The organism is Anaerocolumna xylanovorans DSM 12503, from assembly GCF_900143645.1.
Taxonomy (GTDB): domain Bacteria; phylum Bacillota; class Clostridia; order Lachnospirales; family Lachnospiraceae; genus Anaerocolumna; species Anaerocolumna xylanovorans.
This window is the reverse complement of sequence record NZ_FRFD01000013.1, coordinates 86,623-106,982: the sequence shown is the minus strand read 5'-3', so window position 1 is coordinate 106,982 and position 20,360 is coordinate 86,623. Positions and strand designations below refer to the sequence as shown.

The window sequence follows — 20,360 nt, the reverse complement described above, 5'->3', positions numbered from 1 at the left end:
AGATTTATATTTTTATTTTGCAGTATCCGCCCTATATAATACTACAAAAGATTAAGATAATTTAATCCTTAGCCCTCTTACCGCAGACAAATGTCATCGTGATTACCGATTACCGTATGAGAAGTCCTGCAACCAGCATGATAACCGGTATGGTAACAATCGCTGCCATGGTACTGACAGCATAAAGCTCCGACGCATACAAATGGTTCTTATTGTAGCGTAAGGCAAACAGCATTCCTGTTGCCGCCACGGGGCATCCTGCTGCCAATATGGCCGTTGTCAGGATTGTGTTATTAATAGGCAGCTTATAATATAGTAATGTTAACAGCACGGGAATGGCAAGCTGCTTTACAAAGATAACCAGATAAATTCTCCATTTTAAAAATACTTTTTTAAGGTCTGACTGTGCCATGGTTACTCCTGCTATTATCATAGCAAGGGGTGTGTTCATCGACGCTACGTAGTCCATTGAACGGTATAGCACCTGGGGTATTCTGATATTGAGAAGAAAAAGCAGCAATCCGGCAATTATGCCGATAAAGGTCGGTGATACCAATGTCTTTAGCATGGCCTTTGGGTTTCTGTGCCCCGTCATAAGTATAACGCCATGGGTCCAGATTAACAGGTTAAATACCGTCATATAGGCAGTCAGATAGAATACTCCTTCGCTTCCATATAAGCTGTTAATCAAAGGGATTCCCATAAAGCCGCAGTTGGAATAAATACAGGAAAACCTCTCTAAGGGAATGTCTTGCTTATCCTTTCCCCTCACAAACAGCCATGCTGCCGCTATGGCTATGAAATGGCTGATAAAGGCCAGAATAAATGAAACGGCCAGTCCATTAAGCAGTTCTTTATTAAACTCTCTTTGATAGGAATTAAAAATTAACAGTGGATTCACAATCAGAAGTAAGAAATCCGACAGCTTTTTGTTGGTCTCATGATTGATAATCTTAATCTTATAGCACAAAAAGCCCAGAATCATTATCAGAAACATAACCAGTATTTGGTTTAGTGCAATCACAGCTAATGACATAAGATACCTCTTCGGTAAAAATAAATAAACTAATAAGCATACTTCGATATCATAACAAAATAACGATACCCTGTCAATTGCCTTAGTATGGAACCTTATATCAAAAATGCAGAAGCTGCATTATAATAATTTACAACTGCACCTTCTGCATTAATAATATGTTTTCGCCCTTTAAGCGCTGGCTCTTTCTTTTATATTTTCTTTATTTATAAGCAGCTCTTTTGAACTGTCACAGGATTTTTTACAATAAACGATAACAGGTGCAACCTTTTGAACCATATAGCCCGGTATCTTTTCGTAGATACTGTCTTCTTCCGCCGCACTCTTCTCAAATACTCCGGCTCCGGCCAACAAGAACACAAATAACGGAAGGGTCTGAAGCCACATAAGGGTAATATCCGTAATTCCATGTACGAGGGCTGCTCCTGTAACCCCCAGTATAAGAGAGGTTATCCTAATATCCCCCTGATAGTAGCATCTCTTTATAACACTTACCAGGTATTTGGCAACTGCTCCCACTAAAACGGCACTTCCAAGAATTCCGTAGTTCAAAAGTGACTCCAGCATCATATTATGGGAATGAGGTACGATCTTACCGGTCTGAAGGGTATTGTATGCATAGGTCATAGTTCCCTTGCCAAAAAGCGGTGCTTCTTTGACATAGAGAATTGCATCTCTCCATATCTGAAAACGCATACTTAATGTAAGATTTGCCTGGGATATTCTTGGAATGACATCCGGATTAATAACCAATATCAATGCAATTCCAATGAGGGCAGCTCCTACAAAGGAAGCAAGCAAACGGTAATAACGAAGTACAAAAAACATAACAGAGATTCCGGCCAGTACCTCTACCCAGCCAAACATACTTTGGCTTAAGTAAATATTAATAAGGTTCATTACGATTGCTGTACAGAATATATACGGGTTACCTTGTCTGGTAAGTAATTTATAGGTACTGATCAAAACAACCGTTGCCGATATCGTTGCAAAGTAGTTTGGATAAAAGAATATGCTGCATACCCGTTCGTAATGAAGGTATCCGCCAGATATCATAGCCTGTTCAGCCAATGCATAGACCGTTGAAAAGCAGCTGAATATGCACATGACACTAAGACTCTTTTCATAAAGCTCTGCCGTCATAACATGATACTGGAATATTCCTAAAATAGCCGCCAGCATAAAGGCAAAGCCTCCCAATACTCCCATCCAATTCCCATAGATTAAGGACACCATCTGGAAAAACAACTGGAAATATAGAATTCCTTTAAATTCCTTATGTAGCAGGCATATTTCTCTCGTCTGTTTATTAATGGCTATATAAATAGCAATGGAAACCAATATTACCGCGGATATCATATAAGGTAAAAATATGGATGCAGCCGCAGCCATCACCAGATTGTTATCCGTCAATATATTCTCCGCTGCTTTTGTAAGTTCGTTTTTATGGATATTCGATTTTATATGAAATTGTGTATTTTCTATTTTACTGATAATTGCTTTATCTTTTATGATAACCCGCCTCTTTTCATATTGAGTGCTTTCTCATTAAGAAAGAACTTCCACTATCAGAAGACTGAAGTTAAGCTCATTTCTGTCTATCACAATGAGGCATTTTATCATATAATAATTTAATTATCAATTTGGTATACCCTTAATCTTAATTATGAATTTCTTAATTTTTTTAAAGATTTATGAAGATTTTTTAAGATTTCACCCGGACAACCTTACTTTTCTTTCCTGATTTTTAGTATTCTATCCCTCTTCTGGCAGTAATTTTTCTGTCGTAAGGGTGCTTTATTTTCCTGATTTCGGATACATAATCAGCATATTCTAAAAACACCGGAGCCGGCTCTCTTCCTGTAAGCACCAGCTCCAGATCATCCCTTTTCTCCTTTACCAGCTTCTCCACTAACCCTCTGTCAAGCAGATTATAATTATAGGCTGCACACACTTCGTCGAGAACCAGCATATCGCAGTGCTCTCTTTCTACCATGTCCAATGCAGCCTTAAGATTTTTGTTATGAAGTTCTGTGATGGCAAGCTTATCCTCTTCTGTCATCCGGTTAAAGAATCCATAGTCCTTCTCATTACGAATTACCGTAATCAGGTCTATCTTTCTTAATATTTCGATTTCACCGGACTCCATCGCCTTTAAAAACTGAAGGAATACTACTTTCATACCGCATCCCGCTGCCCTTATACTAAGTCCTGCTGCTGCAGTAGTTTTCCCTTTGCCGTCACCGCAGTATACATGTATCAATCCCTTGCTCATTTTCAACTTAACCTCTCTTATGCGGAGTATTTGGTGTTTCTTTCCGTACGAAGCACATAATCCCTTGCCCCCTCAACTCTTTTCAAAGTCAAGTGATATCCGCCCTCTAACAGGCCCCTGGTTGTAAAATAGCTTTTCATACGTTCTGTTAAGTCCTTTGCCAGGTCATTGATGGATTCGTAATCTGAAAGATCCATCTCTTCCAACAGCTTGGCTGTCTGTTTGATACCTTCAAGCTGCTTTTCATATATAGTCAGATTCCCGTGATAAGTAAAATTCTTAATAACCCGGTCATTATGTTCCTGGTGAGAGGTCTCGACATGTTCGTTGATTTCATTTATAAGATCATTTAGCTCAATTCTTAAAATGTCCACATACTTATTTACCTTTCGTACCATCCCTTTGCTCCTTCCTTATGGGAAACATCATCCCAATCCGTATCTGATATTTTCCAGTTCCACCGTCTTAATTTTATCATAATTTACCATGCACCACAATAATTTTATGAGATTATTTCCCCTTATTTGCTAATATTTCTTGACAGTTGCCTTCTTCTCCCATTATTATATAACAAATTATAGATACAAGATAGAATCTTATCAGCAATATGTACAAAAATAGTCTCAAAAAATGGGTTGCTGCAATTATAACTTAAGATTGCCGCAACCCACTCTGACACTCATTATCTTTTATGATGCTTATAACTTCTTTAAAAATTCATAGTCATTTTGGATGCTTTCCCATATAGGCTTGTCATATTCCTCATGCTCCAGCACAAAATACGATGCATATTCTGCAGCTTCCTGTATTGTCTTCATATCCAGGCAGCCTTCCGGCATATCCACATTTTCCTTTGTCTCATTTATCTGCTTCATATGAATCAATTCAATCTTCTTCCCTGACTTCTTAATATAGTCTACCGGCTCAACGCCTGCGTAAGCTGCCCAGAATACATCCAATTCCAGAATTACGTCTTCCCTTGTCAGTTCAGCTAAAAGGTCCAGTGCATACTTTCCATTAATTATTTTAAACTCTTGAGCATGGTTGTGGTAGCCTACTTTAATGCCGCTTCCTTCTGCCAGCCTCGCCGCATTGTTTAAAACTTCCGCCAGTTCTTTGACTTCTTCTAAAGTCTCTGTACTGGCATATGGACAAATGATATATTTAGAACCGATTGCCTTATGATACCCAAGCTCTTCTAAAAAACCCTCCTCAAATCTTTGGACGCCAACATGCGCCCCTACAGAATAGAGGTTTTTCTCTTTTAAAAAGGCTGCCATTTCTTCTGCTGACAACCCGCCATAGCCTGCAAATTCCACGCCCTGAAAGCCGATATCAGCTACCTTTTCTACTGCTCCCTTAAAATCCTTCTCGGTTTCTGTATGAACTGAGTAAAGCTGTATTGATATTTCCATCTTTCCTCTCTTTCCGTCCTTTCTGCTGCCGTTTATACCGCTGCTTCTGACTTTCTGCCCCAACTGTAAATAATTCATTTTATGGATACGGTTACTGCCTGATAGTTATTTTCTTTCCTGTGGCCTGTGACTCATAGGCTGCTTCCATTAATTGAGTAAGAGTTATGGAATCTTCTATTCCAAAGGCCGCCTTCTCTTCCCGCCGGTCATCTGCCCACATAACCAGGGGCGAAGGAAGCGCTTCGGGAAGTTTTTCTACTGTGATCCATTCCCCGCCGGTCTCTTTGGCGGCATAGCGGATACTTTCCCCTATCATAAGAGTTCCTTCAGTTCCGCTTATCTCCAGGATGGGCGGCGTATAACGGGATACAAAGCCGGTCTCTGCCACACCGGTAGCCCCTTCTGCAAATTCTATTACAGAAACCGCATTATCCTCCACTCCATGCCCTGTAATGTCTGTAAATAAGGACAGGACACTTACAGGTGTTCCAAGCAGCCAGGCTAACAGGTACATAGGATGAGCACCCAGGTCAATCATGGCGCCTCCGCCGCACTGCTCCCTGTTATAAAAATGTTCCGGCAGCCATTCACCGATACTTCCGTCATGTACATTCCGCATTCTGGCATAGGTAATACGTCCAAGGCTTCCCTTTTCTACCAATTCTTTTGCAAAGAGAAAGCGGCTTTCACATTTCTTTACCAGAGAAAGAGTAATATCGCTGCCCTGTTCTAAAAGAGCTTCCTTAATCTCCAGGCAGTCCGAAACAGTGAGTGCCAGAACCTTTTCGCTAAACACCTTTTTACCCGCCTTGATGGCTTTTAGGATAAGCTCCTTATGCAGGGAGGTGGGAGCAGTTATTACCACTCCTTCAATATCAGAATTTGCTAAAAGCTCGTCGTAGTCCTTATAAAAAGGCACCTCAAACCTGTCAGCAAAGCTTCTTCCCCTCTCTTCTTCCTCATCCCAGACAGCAGAAATCCTGCTGTCTGTCTTTTCTATTATTTCTTTTGTATAGCCTTCTGCATGAACATGCCAGTAGCTGATAATTGCTATATTCATCTTATTTATTTCCTTCCTGTTATATCAGTCAAAGTACACAGGCTGCCCTGTCCTTGCGGAGGTGTAGATAGCTTCCAGTATCTCTGATACCACGCAAGCCTGTTCCGGCTTTACAACCACCTCTGTATCATTCTTAACAGCATCAATCCAGCGTCTTGCCTCAACCTCAGCGGGATTATCGGATATACCTTCATAGAAAGCAACTCCGCCGCTTGATAAATCCGGCTTAATCTCAACCAGCCTGTTAAACTCTGCCTTATTGATGGTAACTCCCCCCTTAATCTGTGCTCCTGCATCTGTTCCGCAAAGAACAGTACTGCCTTCCTGAATAGGCTCAATAGTATTCAGTGCCCAGCTGGATTCCAGGATAATGGTTGCCCCATTTTTCATTACGATAAAGCCAAATGCGGAATCCTCCATGGTATTTTCTCCTTCTTTCCAGCCGCCCCACGGATTGCCGCATTCCGGATCGCTTACCTTCTTATATTTTGTACCAACAACCATCCTAGGCTCATAGTTATTCATAAGGTATAAGGTAACATCCAAAGAGTGGGTACCGATATCAATTAAGGGACCGCCGCCCTGCTCATACTCGTTTAAGAATACACCCCAGTTGGGAGTGCCTCTTCTTCTTACCGCAAAAGCTTTGGCAAAATAGATATCTCCTAAATCTCCTCTTTCAATCACGCTCTTAAGATAGATAGCTTCCGGTTTATGCCTGTGCTGGTATCCGATCGTTAACTTCTTACCGGTCTCTTGGGCTGCTGCTACCATCTTTCTGGCATCCTCCGCAGTCTTTGCCATGGGCTTTTCACACATTACATGCTTGCCGGCATAGAGGGAATCAATGGATATCGGGGCATGGGAGCGGTTGGGGGTGCATACATGAACCACCTCGATTTCCTCATCCTTTAACAATTCCTTATAATCCGTATAAACCTTGGCATCAGGAGTACCATACTGCTCCTTTGCCTTTACCGCTCTCTCTTCGATAAGGTCACAGAAGGCCACTATTTCTACATCTGACAATTTGCTTAAAGAGGGCATGTGTTTTCCGTTTGCAATTCCGCCGCAGCCAATAATTCCAATCTTTACTTTTCTCTCCATTATATCTTCTCCTTTTTGCTTATTTATTTTTGTTGATTTTTCTTAAATATAGCATAATCACTTTGTCCATGATATAATAAATACATAAAAAAATATCAAAAATTTGTCCTTAAAGGAGTGCAGCTTTGGAACAGACTTATTATATTGAAAAACGGAATCCCAATGCGGAGCTTCCCCGGAAGTTCAGTGTCCACACCCAGGAAAAGAAGGGCCCCGGGGTTATGGTCCACGCCCATATCCATGATTACATTGAAATCCTTTATGCACAGTCCGGACAGTTCCGTATTCTGTTAAACAACAAGGATTATACCTTTGGTGAAGGTGATATGGTACTTATTAATTCCAATGAAATACATAATGTATTCTCTCAGGGAGAAGCTTTCAACCAATATATCTGCATTAAATTCGAGCCGGAAATGCTCTACACCTCCCAATCCCTGCTGGAAATGAAATATTTAATGCCCTTTATCCTAAAGGAATCCACCCATCAGAAGATATTTACAAAGGAGGAGATTAAGGCTACCATACTTCCTTCCATTCTTCATGATATCAATACCGAATATAAGGAATCCCGGTATGGCTTTGAACTTGCTATCCGTGCAGATATCCTGACACTCTTTTTATACATCTTAAGGAACTGGCATAAGCAGGATATTGATTTAAATATTGATGTCCCTATTAATAAGGAAATGGAAAAGCAGCTTAAGAAGGTTTTTGATTATATTGAAGACAATTATCAGAAGGATATAACCGTAAGAGAAATGGCAAAATACTGCCATATGAGCTACAGCTATTTTTCAAGAATGTTTAAGAAAGTAATGAAAAAGAGCTTCAAAGAATATCTGACTTACGTACGTATCTTAAAAGCAGAGAAACTCTTAATCAGTACCAACAGTACCATTACAGAAATTGCCCTGGAGACAGGATTTACTACCTCCAGCTATTTTATCAGCCAGTTTAAAGAATTAAAGAACATCAGTCCCAAACAGTACCGGAAGAATTATATGACTAATTAATGACAAAGAAAAGAGGGGATGCGCTTACCACCTCATGGTAAGTGCATCCCCCACCCGCTCTATACTAAAAGTCTGAATACCTGTTCTGCCGTATCCCTTAGATTATCTGCGGCATTCTTAGAGTTCATGGCCTCTTCCAAGGTCACAATCTCCCTTATAACCGGGAAAAACGCATCAATTCCCATCCGGTTGCATTCCGCTGCTTCCCTGGTAACACTTCCTGCAAAGGCTATAACCTTCCTGCCATACCTTTTTGCCAGTTTTGCAACTCCAACGGGAGCTTTTCCCATGCCTGACTGTCCGTCCAGCCGTCCTTCGCCGGTTATTATATAATCCGCATCTTTTATTTCTTCTTCCAGATTAACGGCCTTCATAACCATTTCAATTCCTGGCATAAGCTGTCCTTTTAGATATGCCAAAAAGCAAAAGCCAAGTCCTCCCGCTGCTCCCGCTCCCGGATACCCGGAATAATCCGTGCCTGTGAACTTCTTTGTAAGGGCGGCATAATTCCTCATTCCTGCTTCCAACACCTCCAGGTCATCTGCCAATGCTCCCTTTTGGGGTCCGAAGACATGGGTAGCTCCAAGGGGACCGCACAGAGGGTTACTCACATCACAGGCTATATGAAAACGGCACTCTGCCAGGTCTGCCGGCACATTTTCACAGGATATCCCGGCAATGTCTTTTAAGCTTCCTCCTCCCTGTTCTACTTTCTCCCCTGTCTTATCAAAGAATTCATAGCCTAAGGCCATCAAAAGGCCGGTGCCGCCATCGTTGGTTGCACTGCCGCCGATACCCACAAGAAAATTCCGGCAGCCATTTTTCATGGCATCCAAAATCATTTCCCCTACGCCAAAAGTAGTGGCAGTCATAGGATTGCGCTCCTTTACCCTGCAAAGGGTGATTCCGGCAGCCTGGGCCATTTCGATGACGGCCGTTTTATCATCCGAAAGAATTCCATACATAGCTTCCACCGGTTTGCCCATGGGTCCGGTGACCATTTTAAAAACTTTTCTTCCCCCCATTCCGTTTAAGAGGGCCTCTGCCGTACCTTCGCCGCCGTCCCCAAGGGGTTTTATAATAATCTTGGCATCTTCACTTACCCTTTGTATTCCTTCCTTTACCGCATTCCCCGCTTCCATTGAGGTCAGGCTCCCCTTAAAGGAATCCATTGCAACTACTACCTTCATAGATCCATCTCCTATTATTGCCGTCCTATATCAGGCAATTGATAACCTCGGTAACAGAGCCCTTTGACAGGATATTATCCGCAGTTTCTTTTGCCTCTTTGTAATCGGTCTCTCTTAAGCGGCTCTTAACACGTGATATTTCCCCTGCGGACATACTGAATTCGTCCAGTCCCATGCCAAGTAACAATACGGCAGCTTTTTCATCACTTGCAAACTCCCCGCACATGCCCGCCTTAATCCCCTGCTTATGGGCTGCCCGTATCGTTGCGGCAATGGCCCGCAATACGGAAGGATGGTAGGAATTATAAATTTCAGCAACCTTTTCATTTCCTCTGTCAGCTGCAAGAAAATACTGCGTCAGGTCATTGGTTCCGATACTGAAAAAATCTGCTTCCTTTGCCAGCTCCTCCGCAATCATAACAGCTGCGGGTGTTTCAATCATAATTCCTGTCTGGATATCTTTTTTATAGGGAATCCCTTCCTCTTCCAGTTCCTTTTTACACTGTTCAAGGATTTTATTGGCTTCCCTTATTTCCTCCACGGAGGTTATCATAGGATACATAATCCGGACATTCCCAAAGGCTCCGGCTCTTAGAATAGCTCTTAACTGGGGCTTAAAGATATCCGGCTCCTTCAGGCAGATTCTGATTGCCCGGTAACCCAGGAAAGGATTCTCTTCCTTTGGAAGCTGCCAGTACTTAAGTTCCTTGTCACCGCCGATATCCAAGGTTCTTATGGTAAGTTCCTTGTCCTTTAACAGGCAGGCTGCTTCCTTATAAGCAAAAAACTGCTCCTCCTCAGTAGGAAAATGATCCGAGCCCATATACAAAAACTCCGACCGAAACAAACCTATTCCATCTATTTCATATTCTGCTGCCCCGCGGACTTCCTCCGGATTGCCTGCATTGGCACACAATTCAAACCGTATCCCATCCTTCGTAAGGGATGGAAGTCCTGCGGACTCCCTAAGGCGTTTCTCTTCCTCCCGCCATTTTCCTGCTTTCTCTTCATATTCTTCAATCAAATCCTTAGAAGGCTCCGCAAAGATTTCTCCTGCTCCCGCATCCATTATGATAAAGTCCTTATCCTTTACACCTTTAAGGACACCTTCTGCTCCCGTAAGACAGGGAATTCCAAGGTTTTTTGCCATAATAGACACATGGCTTGTAGCTCCGCCAAGTTCCATTACAAAACCTGCAACCAGCTTAAGATTCATCTTTGCCGTATCCGAGGGAGTCAGTTCCCTGGCTATTATGATGGATTTTTCCTCTATTCCCTCAAAAGGATTTTCATTTTCTCCCGATAAAATAGTAAGAAGCCTCTCACAGACATCCTTCATGTCTGCTGCCCTCTCCCGCATATATTCATCTTCCATGCTCTCAAAGATGAAGACAAATTCCCCGCTGGTTTCAAGGAGCGCCTCCTCGGCACACATTAATTTGTCTTTAATTTTATTCTCCACTCCCTCACGCAGAGCAATATCAGAGGCAAGGGCTGCATGAGCGGCAAATATTTCGGATTTCCCTGAAAGCTCCATAAGCTCCCTGCATCCTTCCTCTACGGCCTCATCAAATCTCTTGATTTCTGCCGTAATATTATCTCCGGTAATTTTGTCATATACGGTTCTGATTTCCTTTTTTTCGATAATACGCGCCGGGCCCAGCGCATATCCTCTTGAATAGGTTTTCTTTACCTTCCATGTCTTCATTGTATCTCTCCTTTTTATTCTTCACCCAGTCCGCCTGCAATAGCTTCCAGTAATATTTTTAAATCCTGCTCCTCTGTCTCTCCTTCACAGATCACCTCAATTTCGGTTCCTTTGGTAATCCCGGCACTCATTAGAATAAGGATACTTTTCGGATTGACTTCCATCCCGCCGGATATTATTTTAATATCAGAACTAAGGCCTGCTGCAAGCTTGGAGAGCTCTGTTGCAGGCCTCATATGAATCCCTGATTTATTTACAACTGTGATTTTTTCTTTTACCATAATATTATCATTCTCCTTTCCTGCATACCTCAAGCCTCTGCTTTCACATTCCAATTATTCTTTCTTTCCTCCAGCGCAAGGGAATCCTTCGCCAGCATATCCCAGATTGCATCGATTTCCCAAGGTTCAAGCTCCTTATCCCTGGATTTGTGTATGTCAATCAGTACCTGTCTTAACTGGGAACGTTTTATGACAGCCATACCTACTTTATTATCCGCTATATTTAAGCTGCATTGGTCAGGAAATACCGCTATCCGGTAGATTTCTGTACTTATCTTTGTTATTTTACCCTGCAGCTTCATGACAAAATCATTCATTTCCTGTACGAGCTTTTTACTTATATTCCCTGTTACATTTCCTTTGTTATTACATATTTTAAAGCAAAATACTCCGCTTGACAATATTATTATAATATATGGAAGGGGCTGCTTCTGATTTGTCCCCTTATAGAACTGATATAATATTCTGCTTTTCCCAAACAACTCCTCAAAGTCACTGCTTACAGAAAGCTTTCTTATCCGCTTTCTTTTTGTCACATATTCCAGATACCCGGAATATATCATCTGGTGGACACTTCTTTTATACATACCATAGCCGGATATTAACCTTAGCAAATACACCAGCAAAGCACTTACCGCCAAACCAAATACCAATTCATCCATAACAGCCTTCCCCCTTTTATTTTAGTCCGGAGATTGCAATCCCGGGGCTGCTGCAAAGATAACGCTGCAGCAGTCCCCTTCTTCTTTTTTAATCCAATTCGGCGCCTGTATACCGCTCAAAAGTATACCGTCCGCTGGAGCCGATTAATCTCATATAACGTTTAATAAACTGTTTCATTGCTTCTTCGGCTGCCATATTCACATCCATGTAGTCAATGTCCGGATTTTTTGCTATTGCATCCGCCATTGCCTGTCTGCCATGCTTGAAAAGGTCCGTGCACACATTTATCTTATTAATCCCGCTTTCAACCACTTTTTTTATGTTCTCATCCCCTGCACCGGAGCCGCCGTGCAGTACAAGGGGCATCTTTAAAGTTTCTTTTAGCTGCTTTAACCTGCCGAAGTCCAGTTCGGGAACAAAGCCCTTAGGATAACTTCCATGAGCCGTTCCAATGGCAACCGCCAGACAATCACATTTGGTCCTGCTGGCAAATTCCTTTGCCTGGGAGGGATTGGTATACAAATCCGTTTTTATATTGTCCTGTTGGTTTGCCATTCCCACGTGACCTAACTCTGCTTCGCAGGATAAGCCTTTTCCATGGGCCAGAGATGCTATCAGGGCTGTTCTTCTGACATTTTCCTCGAATTCAAAGCCCGAGGCATCGATCATTACACTGGAAAACCCACATTGGACGGCATAAGCTATGTCTTCGTAACTGCTTCCGTGATCCAGATTAAAAGCAACGGGAACCATAACTCTTTCTGCCATATCCCGTATCATGGGAGCCAGAATTTCCGGATGTCCGTGAGCCTTCATCTGTCTGGGGGATATATTGATAATTACTGCTGAATGTTCTTCGGAAGCAGACGAAATGATAGCTTTGGCCTGTTCCATGTTGACACAGTTAATAGCCATAACTGCATAATTATTTTCATGTGCGTGAAGCAGCATCTCTTTCATGGATACATACATTTTTAATTCCTCCTGAATACTTTAGCCTGACTCTTATACTTAGATTAGTGGTGAGGACATATCCTCATCTATATAGCCTTCCGGAAGAGGTCTTCTCAAGATGGCATAAAGGACGCCCGTTATACATGCACCAAGAGCCCAGAAACCAATAAATAACAAGGGATTGGAAGTCATGGCAATTACAAATGCTCCGCCGTGTACAGCCGGTGATTCCAGCCCTGCCATCATACATAAGCCTCCGGTAATGGCACCGCCTGTCATACAGGATGCACATACTCGAACGGGGTCTTTCAATAAGAAGGGTATAACACCTTCCTGTACATAGCAGGCCGAAAGCAGTACCAGGGATTTTGCCTGTTCTCTTTCACCGTCGCTGAATTTCTTTTTACCGCCTAAAAACGTAGCAAGAGCAATACCCATAGGTGCTGTCATACCTGCACACATCTTTGCAGAAGTGGGGATAAAGAATCCGTCTGCATTTAATCCATTAACAAAAAGGGCTGCTGTCTTATTAATAGGTCCGCCATGGTCCGCACAAATCATTGCTCCGATTACTGCGCCAAACAGGAATTTGGAACCGCCGTTTAAGGATGTCAGGAAACCTGTAAGCAATTTCATAAAGGCTGAAATCGGGATTCCCAGGATGTAATACATAATAAGCCCCGCTGCCAACGTTACTAGGGTAGGAATGACCAGAATGGGCATAATACCGGACAGAGCTTTTGGAACCTTAATTTTCTTAGCGGCAATAACCAGATAGCCTACCAGGATACCGCCTACAAGACCACCGACGAAGCCGGTATTTAAAGTAGTTGCAATAGCTCCCATAGCAAGTCCGGGCGCTATACCGGGCTTATCCGCCATAGCATAGGCAATAAAGGCTGCAATAGCAGGTACCGTAAAGCCCATAAGCGCCTGGCCGATAAGCATGATTACCTTTGCCAGGGAATCAATGTCTGTCATTCTTGTTGCAATATCATAGCCTCCGAGCATTTTTGCAATTGCCTGGAGCACACCGCCTCCTACGATTACTGGAATCATGTAGGAAATACCGGTCATTATGGAATCTTTCAGGAACATAAACTGATTTTTTTTGCTTTTTGATTTCCTTTTAATCTCTGCCATTATTCAATCGCCTCCAACAATTCTTCTACAATACTCTTTGCATCTTTTACCGCCTCGCTTACGCTGACGTTCAAGGTAGGAATCGGCTCAAACCGGCCGCTGTTCTTGATCCTGATATCGCTGGCTATGATGCATCCGTCTGCCCTTTTAATATCTTCTTTGGTGATTTCATTTTCAACCCCTTGTGCTCCCTGTGTTTCCACCTTAACTTCCAGACCTTTGGCTTTGGCTGCCTTCTCCAGATTCGCCGCTGCCATATAGGTGTGGGCAATTCCGACCGGACAGCTTGTCACACATACAATATACATAGTCTACCTTCCTCCCATAAATAATTTTTCTATTTCTTCAACGGTGGCGGCATGTGTCAATATATCTACAAAGTCGTCATCCATTAAATTCCTGGCAAGCTGTGACAGCATTTTCAGATGTTCATCTTCACCGTTATCAGGAGCCGCAAGCATTATGACATAACTGACAGGCTTCCCGTCCAGTGAATTCCATTCAACGCTGTTCTTTAGTTTGATTAGTGCAAAGGAAGCTTCCTTGACCGCTGCACTTTTGCAGTGGGGAATTGCAACTCCCTTTCCTATTCCCGTGGTGCATTCCCTTTCCCTTTCAAATACGCCCTCTGCGTATTTATCTTTATCTGTAACCTTTCCTGCTTCATACATTAAAGCTGCAATGCTTTTTATTATTTCATTTTTATCGTTTCCGGGAAATTCAAACCGGATAACCTTTTCGTCAATCAATGTGCTTAAATTTATTTCCATTGCTGTACCTCCTGTTCTTGAGCTTAGTATATCAACAGTTTTCCTGTTCCACAAATCAATTCCTTGCACTATATTGGTGCATTTTTAGTTTTTTATTCTCATTCGCCTGTACTAATTATACATAATGCACAACAAATCTAACTTTTTATATATTGCTCCCCTCTTTTACTGGTAATTTAGCATATATATCATTCTGTAAATACAGCTTTGTTAACTTTTTTGCATCATATTGGTGTAACTGTATAACTATTCTTTTCCCAATTAACAGCGCTATAATGAAGCTACATCTGAAAGGAGGCAACAAACTTATGATTAACTTTGAATTTCACACACCCACCAAGGTTATCTTCGGTAAAAACACGGAAACCCTGGCTGGAAAAGAAATCGCATCCCGAGGCTATAAGAAAGTTCTGATTCATTTTGGCGGAACCTATCTGTATGAGAACGGTGTACTTGACAGAGTGCACAAAAGCCTTGAAGAAAGCGGCATATCCTATATCGATCTTGGAGGTGTGGTTCCCAATCCCCACATGTCCCTGGTCAAAGAAGGCGTAAAACTCTGCAAGGAAGAGGGCGTGGACTTTCTTCTGCCCATCGGAGGCGGAAGCCCCATTGATTCTGCAAAGGCTATCGCTTACGGACTTGTAAATGATTTCGACCTGACCGATTTATACATGGGAAGTGTAACTACTAATAAGATTGCTCCCCTGGGCTGCATCTCCACTATCGCAGCCACCGGCTCTGAAACCAGCAATTCTTCCGTTATAACCATTGAAGAGGGTATGTTAAAGCGCTCCTACAACCATGACTGCTCCCGTCCCATCTTTGCCATCATGAATCCCGAACTTACCTACACTCTGCCGGCTTACCAGACTGCCAGCGGTGCCGCAGATATTATGATGCATACCATGGAACGCTATTTTACCAACACGGAACACACCGAGCTGATCGACCGTATGGCAGAGGGGCTGCTTGTTACTGTCAGGGAAGCCGCTGTAAAAGCCTTAAAAAGCCCCAGTGATTACAATGCCAGGGCAGACCTTATGTGGGCCGGCAGCCTGTCCCATAACGGACTTACCGGTACCGGAAGGGTAGCGGACTTTGCCTCCCACAAAATCGAACACGAGATGGGCGGTATGTTCGACGTCGCCCATGGTGCCGGGCTTTGTGCCATCTGGGGAAGCTGGGCACGCTATGTATATAAAACAAATGTGGCTCGTTTTGCCAGGTTTGCCGTTAAGGTTTTTGATGCCCCATTGAATCTTTTTGACCTGGAGGAAACGGCGTTAAAGGGAATAGAAGGCTGGGAGAACTGGTGTAAAAAGATAGGCATGCCGACTACTATGGCAGCCCTTGGAATTCATCCTACAGATGAACAGATTGAAGAAATGGCAGAAAAATGCGTTACGGCCGGAGGCGGACAGATAGGTTTCTTTAAGCCCCTTTATAAAGAGGATGTTGTCCGGATATTCAATATGGCGAAATAAGGTGCCCTTTGGCACCTTACTTCGCTATAACATCACTTAATCTCTCGGCATTCATGATTTTTGCCAGATAAGAGGTATCCTTTGTAAGCTCCGCCAAGTCTGTAAATACTTTTTTAAACTGCTCCTGGGCTCTTGCATCCAGAGCAAGCATAAGGATTATCTGAACCTTCTCATTTCCCCACAGGATGGGCTTCTTAAGTGTAAGAAGCCCTATTCCTATTTTCTTTACATACCCTTCAAAGGCATGGGGAACAGCTATGAAATCACCGATGGAAGTAGCTGATAATTCCTCTCTTTTAAAAGCAGACTCAATGAAGCCTTCTTCCACATATTTCTCATGCAGCAGGCGGTTTCCTAAAAGCCTTATTACTTCTTCCCTGGTTTTTAAATCACATTTGAAAATGGATATCCTTTCATCCATCAGAGAAAATAAGCTTTCATATTTTCCTTTATCCGCTGCTTGGGCAGCCATAATATTCCCATACAGTTTTTTCTCAATGGCAGAGATATCACTTTCTGACAGGATGGGGGATACAAAGAGAACCTCCGTCCCTTCCAATAAAAGAGGCACAGTTGAAATCACAAGATCCTGATGTCCCGGATGAATCTCATTCTCCGCATCCTTTACGGAAAGTACCTTGTTGATATTAATGCGGGGGAATATCCGCTTAAGCTTTGCTTCAATAAACTGTGAGGTACCAAGCCCGCTGCCGCATACTACTACGATATCAGGATTATTCCTTGACTTCTGGGCTTTCTCCCTCTCTAAGCTGGCTCCGAGGTAAATAGCAATGTCACATATTTCATCCTCTCCCAGTTCCATACCGAACTTATCTTTAATACGCTTTGCCATAAAGGAAGCGACCTCTACCTCATATACCAGCTCTTCCTTTACCATATGCTTCATGGGATTGGACAGGTGTATCTGGTGTCTTAGGCGGTTAAACATAGCCTTTAGATGCATATAAAGCGCACACTTTAACATCTCATCCCTGGGCAGGTTTTCATGAAAGACAATTCCCGCTTCCATTAATATTTCCTCCCAGCTCTGTAAATCGTAATCTTCCGCTCCGTCCGGCTCCAGCAGGCTCTCTTCCGCTGTCAGGGAATTCATCCGGGTATTCATTCCTTCCAGATTCATCATCAGATAGGCCATATCCCCGGGGGATAAGGTAATGGAATACTCCTTTTCCAATCTTTCGGATAAATACAGGACAATACTCCATTCCTTTTTATTTTGGTAAGCTTTCAGGTCTGCTTCCCCAATGGTACAGCCTTTGCCTTTTTGTATGCGCTTAACCACAATAGTAAGCTGTATAACCAGCTCTGAATAGGCGGTATCTGCCAGCAAAAATTCAAATTTGTTTTCTGCATCCTGAATGATATTATTAATGGCCGCCAGAGGAATACCTTCAAAAAAAGGCTGCAGCCGGTCTGCTATCTGGCTGCCCTGTACGGATATATTTTTTCTTATAATAGAGGCTTTTGCAATTCTAAGCTGTCCTTCCTCTCCGATAAGACGCATGCCGTACTTGACCTTTTTTTCCACAATAATACCCTGCTTTTTAAAAAAGGGCTCCAATTCATTCATGCAGTTAACAATCGTTCCTTTACTGACGAACATGGAATTGGCTATGGACTCCATGGAAATATACCCGTCTGCGTCTAAAAGCTTTAACGCCACAAAATATTTTCTGTTTTCCGGTACCAGATAGGAGGATTCTTCTCCGTTTCGAAGGAGCTCGTCCAGATATTCCTTTCCGCGGGAATCATAGGTCAGCCATATTCCCTTACCGGTTTTTGTATGAAGAATACATCCCGTTTTTTCTTCCCCTAGTTCCTCGGAAATACGCTTGATGTCCGTCTTTACGGTACGGGGACTGATATGCATTGCATTCGCAAGCTCAGCCACCGTAAAATCCCTGTTTTTTGTATATAGCAGTTCTAATATCTTCTTCTCCCGGGTTAATAGCATTGCTTCACCTCATTGCTTTTTTACTGACGCAATTAACTGTAGTTCTCTCCCCATACTTATTTTTATTATACCCTAAAATTTGCTTTGGCAAAAGATATCTTTCTTTATTCCGCTTTGGTAAAGTACATGGAGATCCCCTGTCCCCCGCCAATACACATGCTTATCATGGCATCCTTTTTCTCTGTTTTTTGAAGTTCATACAGAACCTTAACTGCCAGAACAACTCCCGTTGCTCCGATTGGATGTCCGATAGAAATGCCTCCCCCGTATATATTCACCTTGTCCCCGTCCAGTCCTAAATCCCTGCGTACCGCATAGGCCTGGCTTGCAAAGGCTTCATTGATTTCAAACATATCAATATCCTTTAGATCCAGGGAGAGCTTTTCTCCAAGCTTTTCACTGGAAAGCTTGGGTGCGTAACCCATCAGGGCGCCGTCATTTCCGGCTACTGCAAAGCCTTTGACAGTTAGTATGGGCTTAATACCAAGCTCCCTTGCTTTTTCTGCCGACATCACTACCACGGCAGCGGCTCCGTCATTTAAGCTGGAGGCATTACCGGGTGTAACCGTACCGTCCTTTACAAAACAGGGCTTTAATTTCTGGAGCTTTTCCATGGTGAGCCCTTCTCTTGGACCTTCATCTGTGTCAAAGATAGTAATATCACCCTTTTTACCTTTTAATTCAATGGGGAGGATTTCTTCTTTAAATTTGCCCTCCTTAATAGCATTCACTGCCCTTTGGTGGCTCTCTAATGCAAAGCTGTCCTGCTCTTCTCTTGTGACATTGTATTCCCTGGCAACATTTTCTGCCGTTACCCCATTATGATAAGGTCCTAAAGGCCAGGTCAGGATGTCGATTACACCATCCTCAAAGGTCTTATGCCCCATTCTGGCTCCCCATCTGGCATCCTTGACATAGTAAGGCAGCTGGGATATATTTTCTGTTCCTGCCGCTACTACGATATCTGCCTGCCCTGTCTGTATCTCCATTACCGCATCGGCTATGGCCTGAAGCCCGGAGCCGCACTGCCTGTTGACGGAATAAGCCGTCACAGCATCAGGAAGACCTGCTGTAAGGCTGACTGCCCTTGCAACAAAGCCGCATTCTGCAATCTGTCCTACCTGCCCTACAATTACCTCGTCAATATCCTCCGGTGCAAGTCCCGCTCTTTTTACCGCTTCCCTTACCACCATTGCTCCCATATCAATAGCCGATATATCCTTTAAACTGCCCCCAAAATTCCCTATGGGAGTTCTCGTTCCGCTTACAATTACAACTTCTTTTAAGTCTGCCATAATAATCCTCCTTTTACGGCGCGGTATCTGTTTTCCCCGCGTATGTTACTTGTTATAGGAATAAAATCCTTTTCCTGATTTTCTGCCAAGATGTCCTGCCTTTACCATATTTTCTAAGATTGGGCAGGGTCTGTATTTACTGTCTTTAAAACCATTATAAAGTCCTGTCATGGTAGCAAGCATTACATCAATACCGACAAAGTCACATAGTTCCAGCGGTCCCATAGGATGGTTTGCTCCAAGCCTCATAGCAGCATCCACATCCTCCGCTTTGCAGCCTTCCATCACTAAAAAGGCAGCTTCATTCATCATGGGTACCAGAATCCGGTTTACGATAAATCCCGGAAGTTCCGGACAATCCACGACTTCTTTACCGATTGCTATGGCAAATTCCCTGACCTTTTGATAGGTTTCCTCCGTTGTGGCAATTCCTCTGATTAGTTCTGCCAGCTTCATAACCGGGGCAGGATAGAAAAAGTGTACTCCCATTACCTTATCCGGTCTTTTCGTAGCTGCGGCCATTTCAGAAATACTAAGGCCGGATGTATTAGACACGATAATGGCTCCTTCTTTTGCTGCCTCATCAGCCATGCGAAAGATTTCTTTCTTAATCTCCATCTTTTCCGGCACAGCTTCGATAATAATATCCGCTTCCCTTAAATCCTTCATATCCGTACTGTAGCGTATCCTTCCCAGTATTTCCTGCTTCTGCTCTTCTGTCATGGTGCCTTTTGCAATTTTTTTGCTGTAAAGGTTTTCGATATTTGCCTTTGCTTTTGAAAGGGCAGGTTCAAAGGTGTCCACATTTACTACTTCAAAGCCTGCCTGGGCACAGGTCTGGGCGATCCCGCCTCCCATTAATCCGGCTCCGATAACTGCTAATTTTCTCATATTAACCTCTTTCCTGAATATTCAATCTCTGATTGAATATTCGATAATTAGTAGTTGAAAAAACAGCATTTTTGTTTTTTCAACATATCTCCAT

The 20,360-nt window shown here is 42.9% G+C and carries 20 protein-coding genes; 2 read left to right on the top strand and 18 right to left on the bottom strand.

All coding sequences use genetic code 11. From position 1 onward, the window contains the following. Positions 1 to 109: 109 nt before the first annotated feature. The 7 genes from BUF11_RS20365 to BUF11_RS20335 all read right to left on the bottom strand — a co-directional run bounded on the left by BUF11_RS20365 (position 110) and on the right by BUF11_RS20335 (position 6,893). Positions 110 to 1,036 (bottom strand): AEC family transporter, encoded by a 927-nt coding sequence (locus tag BUF11_RS20365; protein WP_073590711.1) that lies wholly within the window; start codon positions 1,034 to 1,036, stop codon positions 110 to 112. A 171-nt stretch (positions 1,037 to 1,207) separates the two neighbouring features. Further along, complete coding sequence (locus tag BUF11_RS20360) at positions 1,208 to 2,449, bottom strand: O-antigen ligase family protein (protein ID WP_073590710.1); 1,242 nt, start codon at positions 2,447 to 2,449, stop codon at positions 1,208 to 1,210. Between the two features lie 334 nt (positions 2,450 to 2,783). Then, positions 2,784 to 3,311, bottom strand: a complete 528-nt coding sequence (locus tag BUF11_RS20355) for a cob(I)yrinic acid a,c-diamide adenosyltransferase (protein ID WP_073590709.1) — start codon at positions 3,309 to 3,311, stop codon at positions 2,784 to 2,786. Positions 3,312 to 3,328: 17 nt separating this feature from the next. After that, entirely contained in the window at positions 3,329 to 3,709 is a 381-nt protein-coding gene (locus BUF11_RS20350; protein ID WP_073590708.1) for a hypothetical protein, read from the bottom strand. Between the two features lie 300 nt (positions 3,710 to 4,009). Beyond that, complete coding sequence (locus BUF11_RS20345) at positions 4,010 to 4,804, bottom strand: sugar phosphate isomerase/epimerase family protein (RefSeq protein WP_073590707.1); 795 nt, start codon at positions 4,802 to 4,804, stop codon at positions 4,010 to 4,012. 13 nt (positions 4,805 to 4,817) lie between these two features. Further along, positions 4,818 to 5,786, bottom strand: coding sequence for a Gfo/Idh/MocA family protein (locus BUF11_RS20340; protein WP_073590706.1), 969 nt, complete (start codon positions 5,784 to 5,786; stop codon positions 4,818 to 4,820). Between the two features lie 24 nt (positions 5,787 to 5,810). After that, positions 5,811 to 6,893, bottom strand: a complete 1,083-nt coding sequence (locus tag BUF11_RS20335) for a Gfo/Idh/MocA family protein (protein WP_207665496.1) — start codon at positions 6,891 to 6,893, stop codon at positions 5,811 to 5,813. 125 nt (positions 6,894 to 7,018) lie between these two features. Here BUF11_RS20335 and BUF11_RS20330 point away from each other — a divergent pair, with 125 nt between their 5' ends. After that, a complete protein-coding gene (locus tag BUF11_RS20330) occupies positions 7,019 to 7,909 on the top strand; it encodes an AraC family transcriptional regulator (protein ID WP_073590704.1) in 891 nt (296 codons plus the stop codon). A 59-nt stretch (positions 7,910 to 7,968) separates the two neighbouring features. On the opposite strand, the gene BUF11_RS20325 is transcribed toward BUF11_RS20330, so the two are convergent. From BUF11_RS20325 to BUF11_RS20290, 8 genes are all read right to left on the bottom strand, one after another. Next, the gene (locus BUF11_RS20325; RefSeq protein WP_073590703.1) at positions 7,969 to 9,099 is read right to left on the bottom strand and encodes a glycerate kinase family protein; all 1,131 of its coding nucleotides are present in this window, start codon (positions 9,097 to 9,099) and stop codon (positions 7,969 to 7,971) included. A 25-nt stretch (positions 9,100 to 9,124) separates the two neighbouring features. After that, on the bottom strand, positions 9,125 to 10,807 hold the full coding sequence (gene ptsP / locus BUF11_RS20320) for a phosphoenolpyruvate--protein phosphotransferase (protein ID WP_073590702.1): 1,683 nt from the start codon (positions 10,805 to 10,807) through the stop codon (positions 9,125 to 9,127). 14 nt (positions 10,808 to 10,821) lie between these two features. Then, a complete protein-coding gene (locus BUF11_RS20315; protein WP_073590776.1) occupies positions 10,822 to 11,088 on the bottom strand; it encodes an HPr family phosphocarrier protein in 267 nt (88 codons plus the stop codon). A gap of 29 nt (positions 11,089 to 11,117) precedes the next feature. Further along, positions 11,118 to 11,750 carry a hypothetical protein gene (locus BUF11_RS20310; RefSeq protein WP_073590701.1) on the bottom strand — a complete coding sequence of 211 codons (633 nt, stop codon included), beginning with the start codon at positions 11,748 to 11,750 and terminating at the stop codon, positions 11,118 to 11,120. An 88-nt stretch (positions 11,751 to 11,838) separates the two neighbouring features. After that, entirely contained in the window at positions 11,839 to 12,723 is an 885-nt protein-coding gene (locus BUF11_RS20305; protein WP_073590700.1) for a class II fructose-bisphosphate aldolase, read from the bottom strand. 39 nt (positions 12,724 to 12,762) lie between these two features. Then, positions 12,763 to 13,848, bottom strand: a complete 1,086-nt coding sequence (locus tag BUF11_RS20300; protein ID WP_073590699.1) for a PTS fructose transporter subunit IIC — start codon at positions 13,846 to 13,848, stop codon at positions 12,763 to 12,765. After that, positions 13,848 to 14,156 (bottom strand): PTS fructose transporter subunit IIB, encoded by a 309-nt coding sequence (locus BUF11_RS20295; RefSeq protein ID WP_073590698.1) that lies wholly within the window; start codon positions 14,154 to 14,156, stop codon positions 13,848 to 13,850. Before BUF11_RS20295 ends, BUF11_RS20300 begins: the two co-directional genes overlap by 1 nt. Before the next feature lie 3 nt (positions 14,157 to 14,159). Further along, a complete protein-coding gene (locus BUF11_RS20290; RefSeq protein ID WP_073590697.1) occupies positions 14,160 to 14,618 on the bottom strand; it encodes a PTS sugar transporter subunit IIA in 459 nt (152 codons plus the stop codon). Between the two features lie 308 nt (positions 14,619 to 14,926). Here BUF11_RS20290 and BUF11_RS20285 point away from each other — a divergent pair, with 308 nt between their 5' ends. After that, positions 14,927 to 16,105 (top strand): iron-containing alcohol dehydrogenase, encoded by a 1,179-nt coding sequence (locus BUF11_RS20285; protein ID WP_073590696.1) that lies wholly within the window; start codon positions 14,927 to 14,929, stop codon positions 16,103 to 16,105. 16 nt (positions 16,106 to 16,121) lie between these two features. On the opposite strand, the gene BUF11_RS20280 is transcribed toward BUF11_RS20285, so the two are convergent. The 3 genes from BUF11_RS20280 to BUF11_RS20270 form a co-directional block, all read right to left on the bottom strand. Further along, positions 16,122 to 18,080, bottom strand: coding sequence for a BglG family transcription antiterminator (locus BUF11_RS20280; protein ID WP_073590695.1), 1,959 nt, complete (start codon positions 18,078 to 18,080; stop codon positions 16,122 to 16,124). 104 nt (positions 18,081 to 18,184) lie between these two features. Next, a complete protein-coding gene (locus BUF11_RS20275; protein ID WP_073590694.1) occupies positions 18,185 to 19,375 on the bottom strand; it encodes a thiolase family protein in 1,191 nt (396 codons plus the stop codon). A gap of 45 nt (positions 19,376 to 19,420) precedes the next feature. Further along, positions 19,421 to 20,266 (bottom strand): 3-hydroxyacyl-CoA dehydrogenase family protein, encoded by an 846-nt coding sequence (locus tag BUF11_RS20270; protein WP_073590693.1) that lies wholly within the window; start codon positions 20,264 to 20,266, stop codon positions 19,421 to 19,423. Between the last annotated feature and the right edge of the window lie 94 nt (positions 20,267 to 20,360).

What these genes read in the sequence shown, in the direction of transcription:
- BUF11_RS20275 (WP_073590694.1), bottom strand. Translation starts at nt 19,375, where the DNA reads ATGGCAGACTTAAAAGAAGTTGTAATTGTAAGCGGAACGAGAACTCCC.
- BUF11_RS20325 (WP_073590703.1), bottom strand. Translation starts at nt 9,099, where the DNA reads ATGAAGGTAGTAGTTGCAATGGATTCCTTTAAGGGGAGCCTGACCTCA.
- BUF11_RS20285 (WP_073590696.1), top strand. Translation starts at nt 14,927, where the DNA reads ATGATTAACTTTGAATTTCACACACCCACCAAGGTTATCTTCGGTAAA.
- BUF11_RS20290 (WP_073590697.1), bottom strand. Translation starts at nt 14,618, where the DNA reads ATGGAAATAAATTTAAGCACATTGATTGACGAAAAGGTTATCCGGTTT.
- BUF11_RS20355 (WP_073590709.1), bottom strand. Translation starts at nt 3,311, where the DNA reads ATGAGCAAGGGATTGATACATGTATACTGCGGTGACGGCAAAGGGAAA.
- BUF11_RS20365 (WP_073590711.1), bottom strand. Translation starts at nt 1,036, where the DNA reads ATGTCATTAGCTGTGATTGCACTAAACCAAATACTGGTTATGTTTCTG.
- BUF11_RS20295 (WP_073590698.1), bottom strand. Translation starts at nt 14,156, where the DNA reads ATGTATATTGTATGTGTGACAAGCTGTCCGGTCGGAATTGCCCACACC.
- BUF11_RS20280 (WP_073590695.1), bottom strand. Translation starts at nt 18,080, where the DNA reads ATGCTATTAACCCGGGAGAAGAAGATATTAGAACTGCTATATACAAAA.
- ptsP (WP_073590702.1), bottom strand. Translation starts at nt 10,807, where the DNA reads ATGAAGACATGGAAGGTAAAGAAAACCTATTCAAGAGGATATGCGCTG.
- BUF11_RS20300 (WP_073590699.1), bottom strand. Translation starts at nt 13,848, where the DNA reads ATGGCAGAGATTAAAAGGAAATCAAAAAGCAAAAAAAATCAGTTTATG.
- BUF11_RS20310 (WP_073590701.1), bottom strand. Translation starts at nt 11,750, where the DNA reads ATGGATGAATTGGTATTTGGTTTGGCGGTAAGTGCTTTGCTGGTGTAT.
- BUF11_RS20305 (WP_073590700.1), bottom strand. Translation starts at nt 12,723, where the DNA reads ATGTATGTATCCATGAAAGAGATGCTGCTTCACGCACATGAAAATAAT.
- BUF11_RS20350 (WP_073590708.1), bottom strand. Translation starts at nt 3,709, where the DNA reads ATGGTACGAAAGGTAAATAAGTATGTGGACATTTTAAGAATTGAGCTA.
- BUF11_RS20345 (WP_073590707.1), bottom strand. Translation starts at nt 4,804, where the DNA reads ATGAATTATTTACAGTTGGGGCAGAAAGTCAGAAGCAGCGGTATAAAC.
- BUF11_RS20340 (WP_073590706.1), bottom strand. Translation starts at nt 5,786, where the DNA reads ATGAATATAGCAATTATCAGCTACTGGCATGTTCATGCAGAAGGCTAT.
- BUF11_RS20270 (WP_073590693.1), bottom strand. Translation starts at nt 20,266, where the DNA reads ATGAGAAAATTAGCAGTTATCGGAGCCGGATTAATGGGAGGCGGGATC.
- BUF11_RS20335 (WP_207665496.1), bottom strand. Translation starts at nt 6,893, where the DNA reads ATGGAGAGAAAAGTAAAGATTGGAATTATTGGCTGCGGCGGAATTGCA.
- BUF11_RS20315 (WP_073590776.1), bottom strand. Translation starts at nt 11,088, where the DNA reads ATGGTAAAAGAAAAAATCACAGTTGTAAATAAATCAGGGATTCATATG.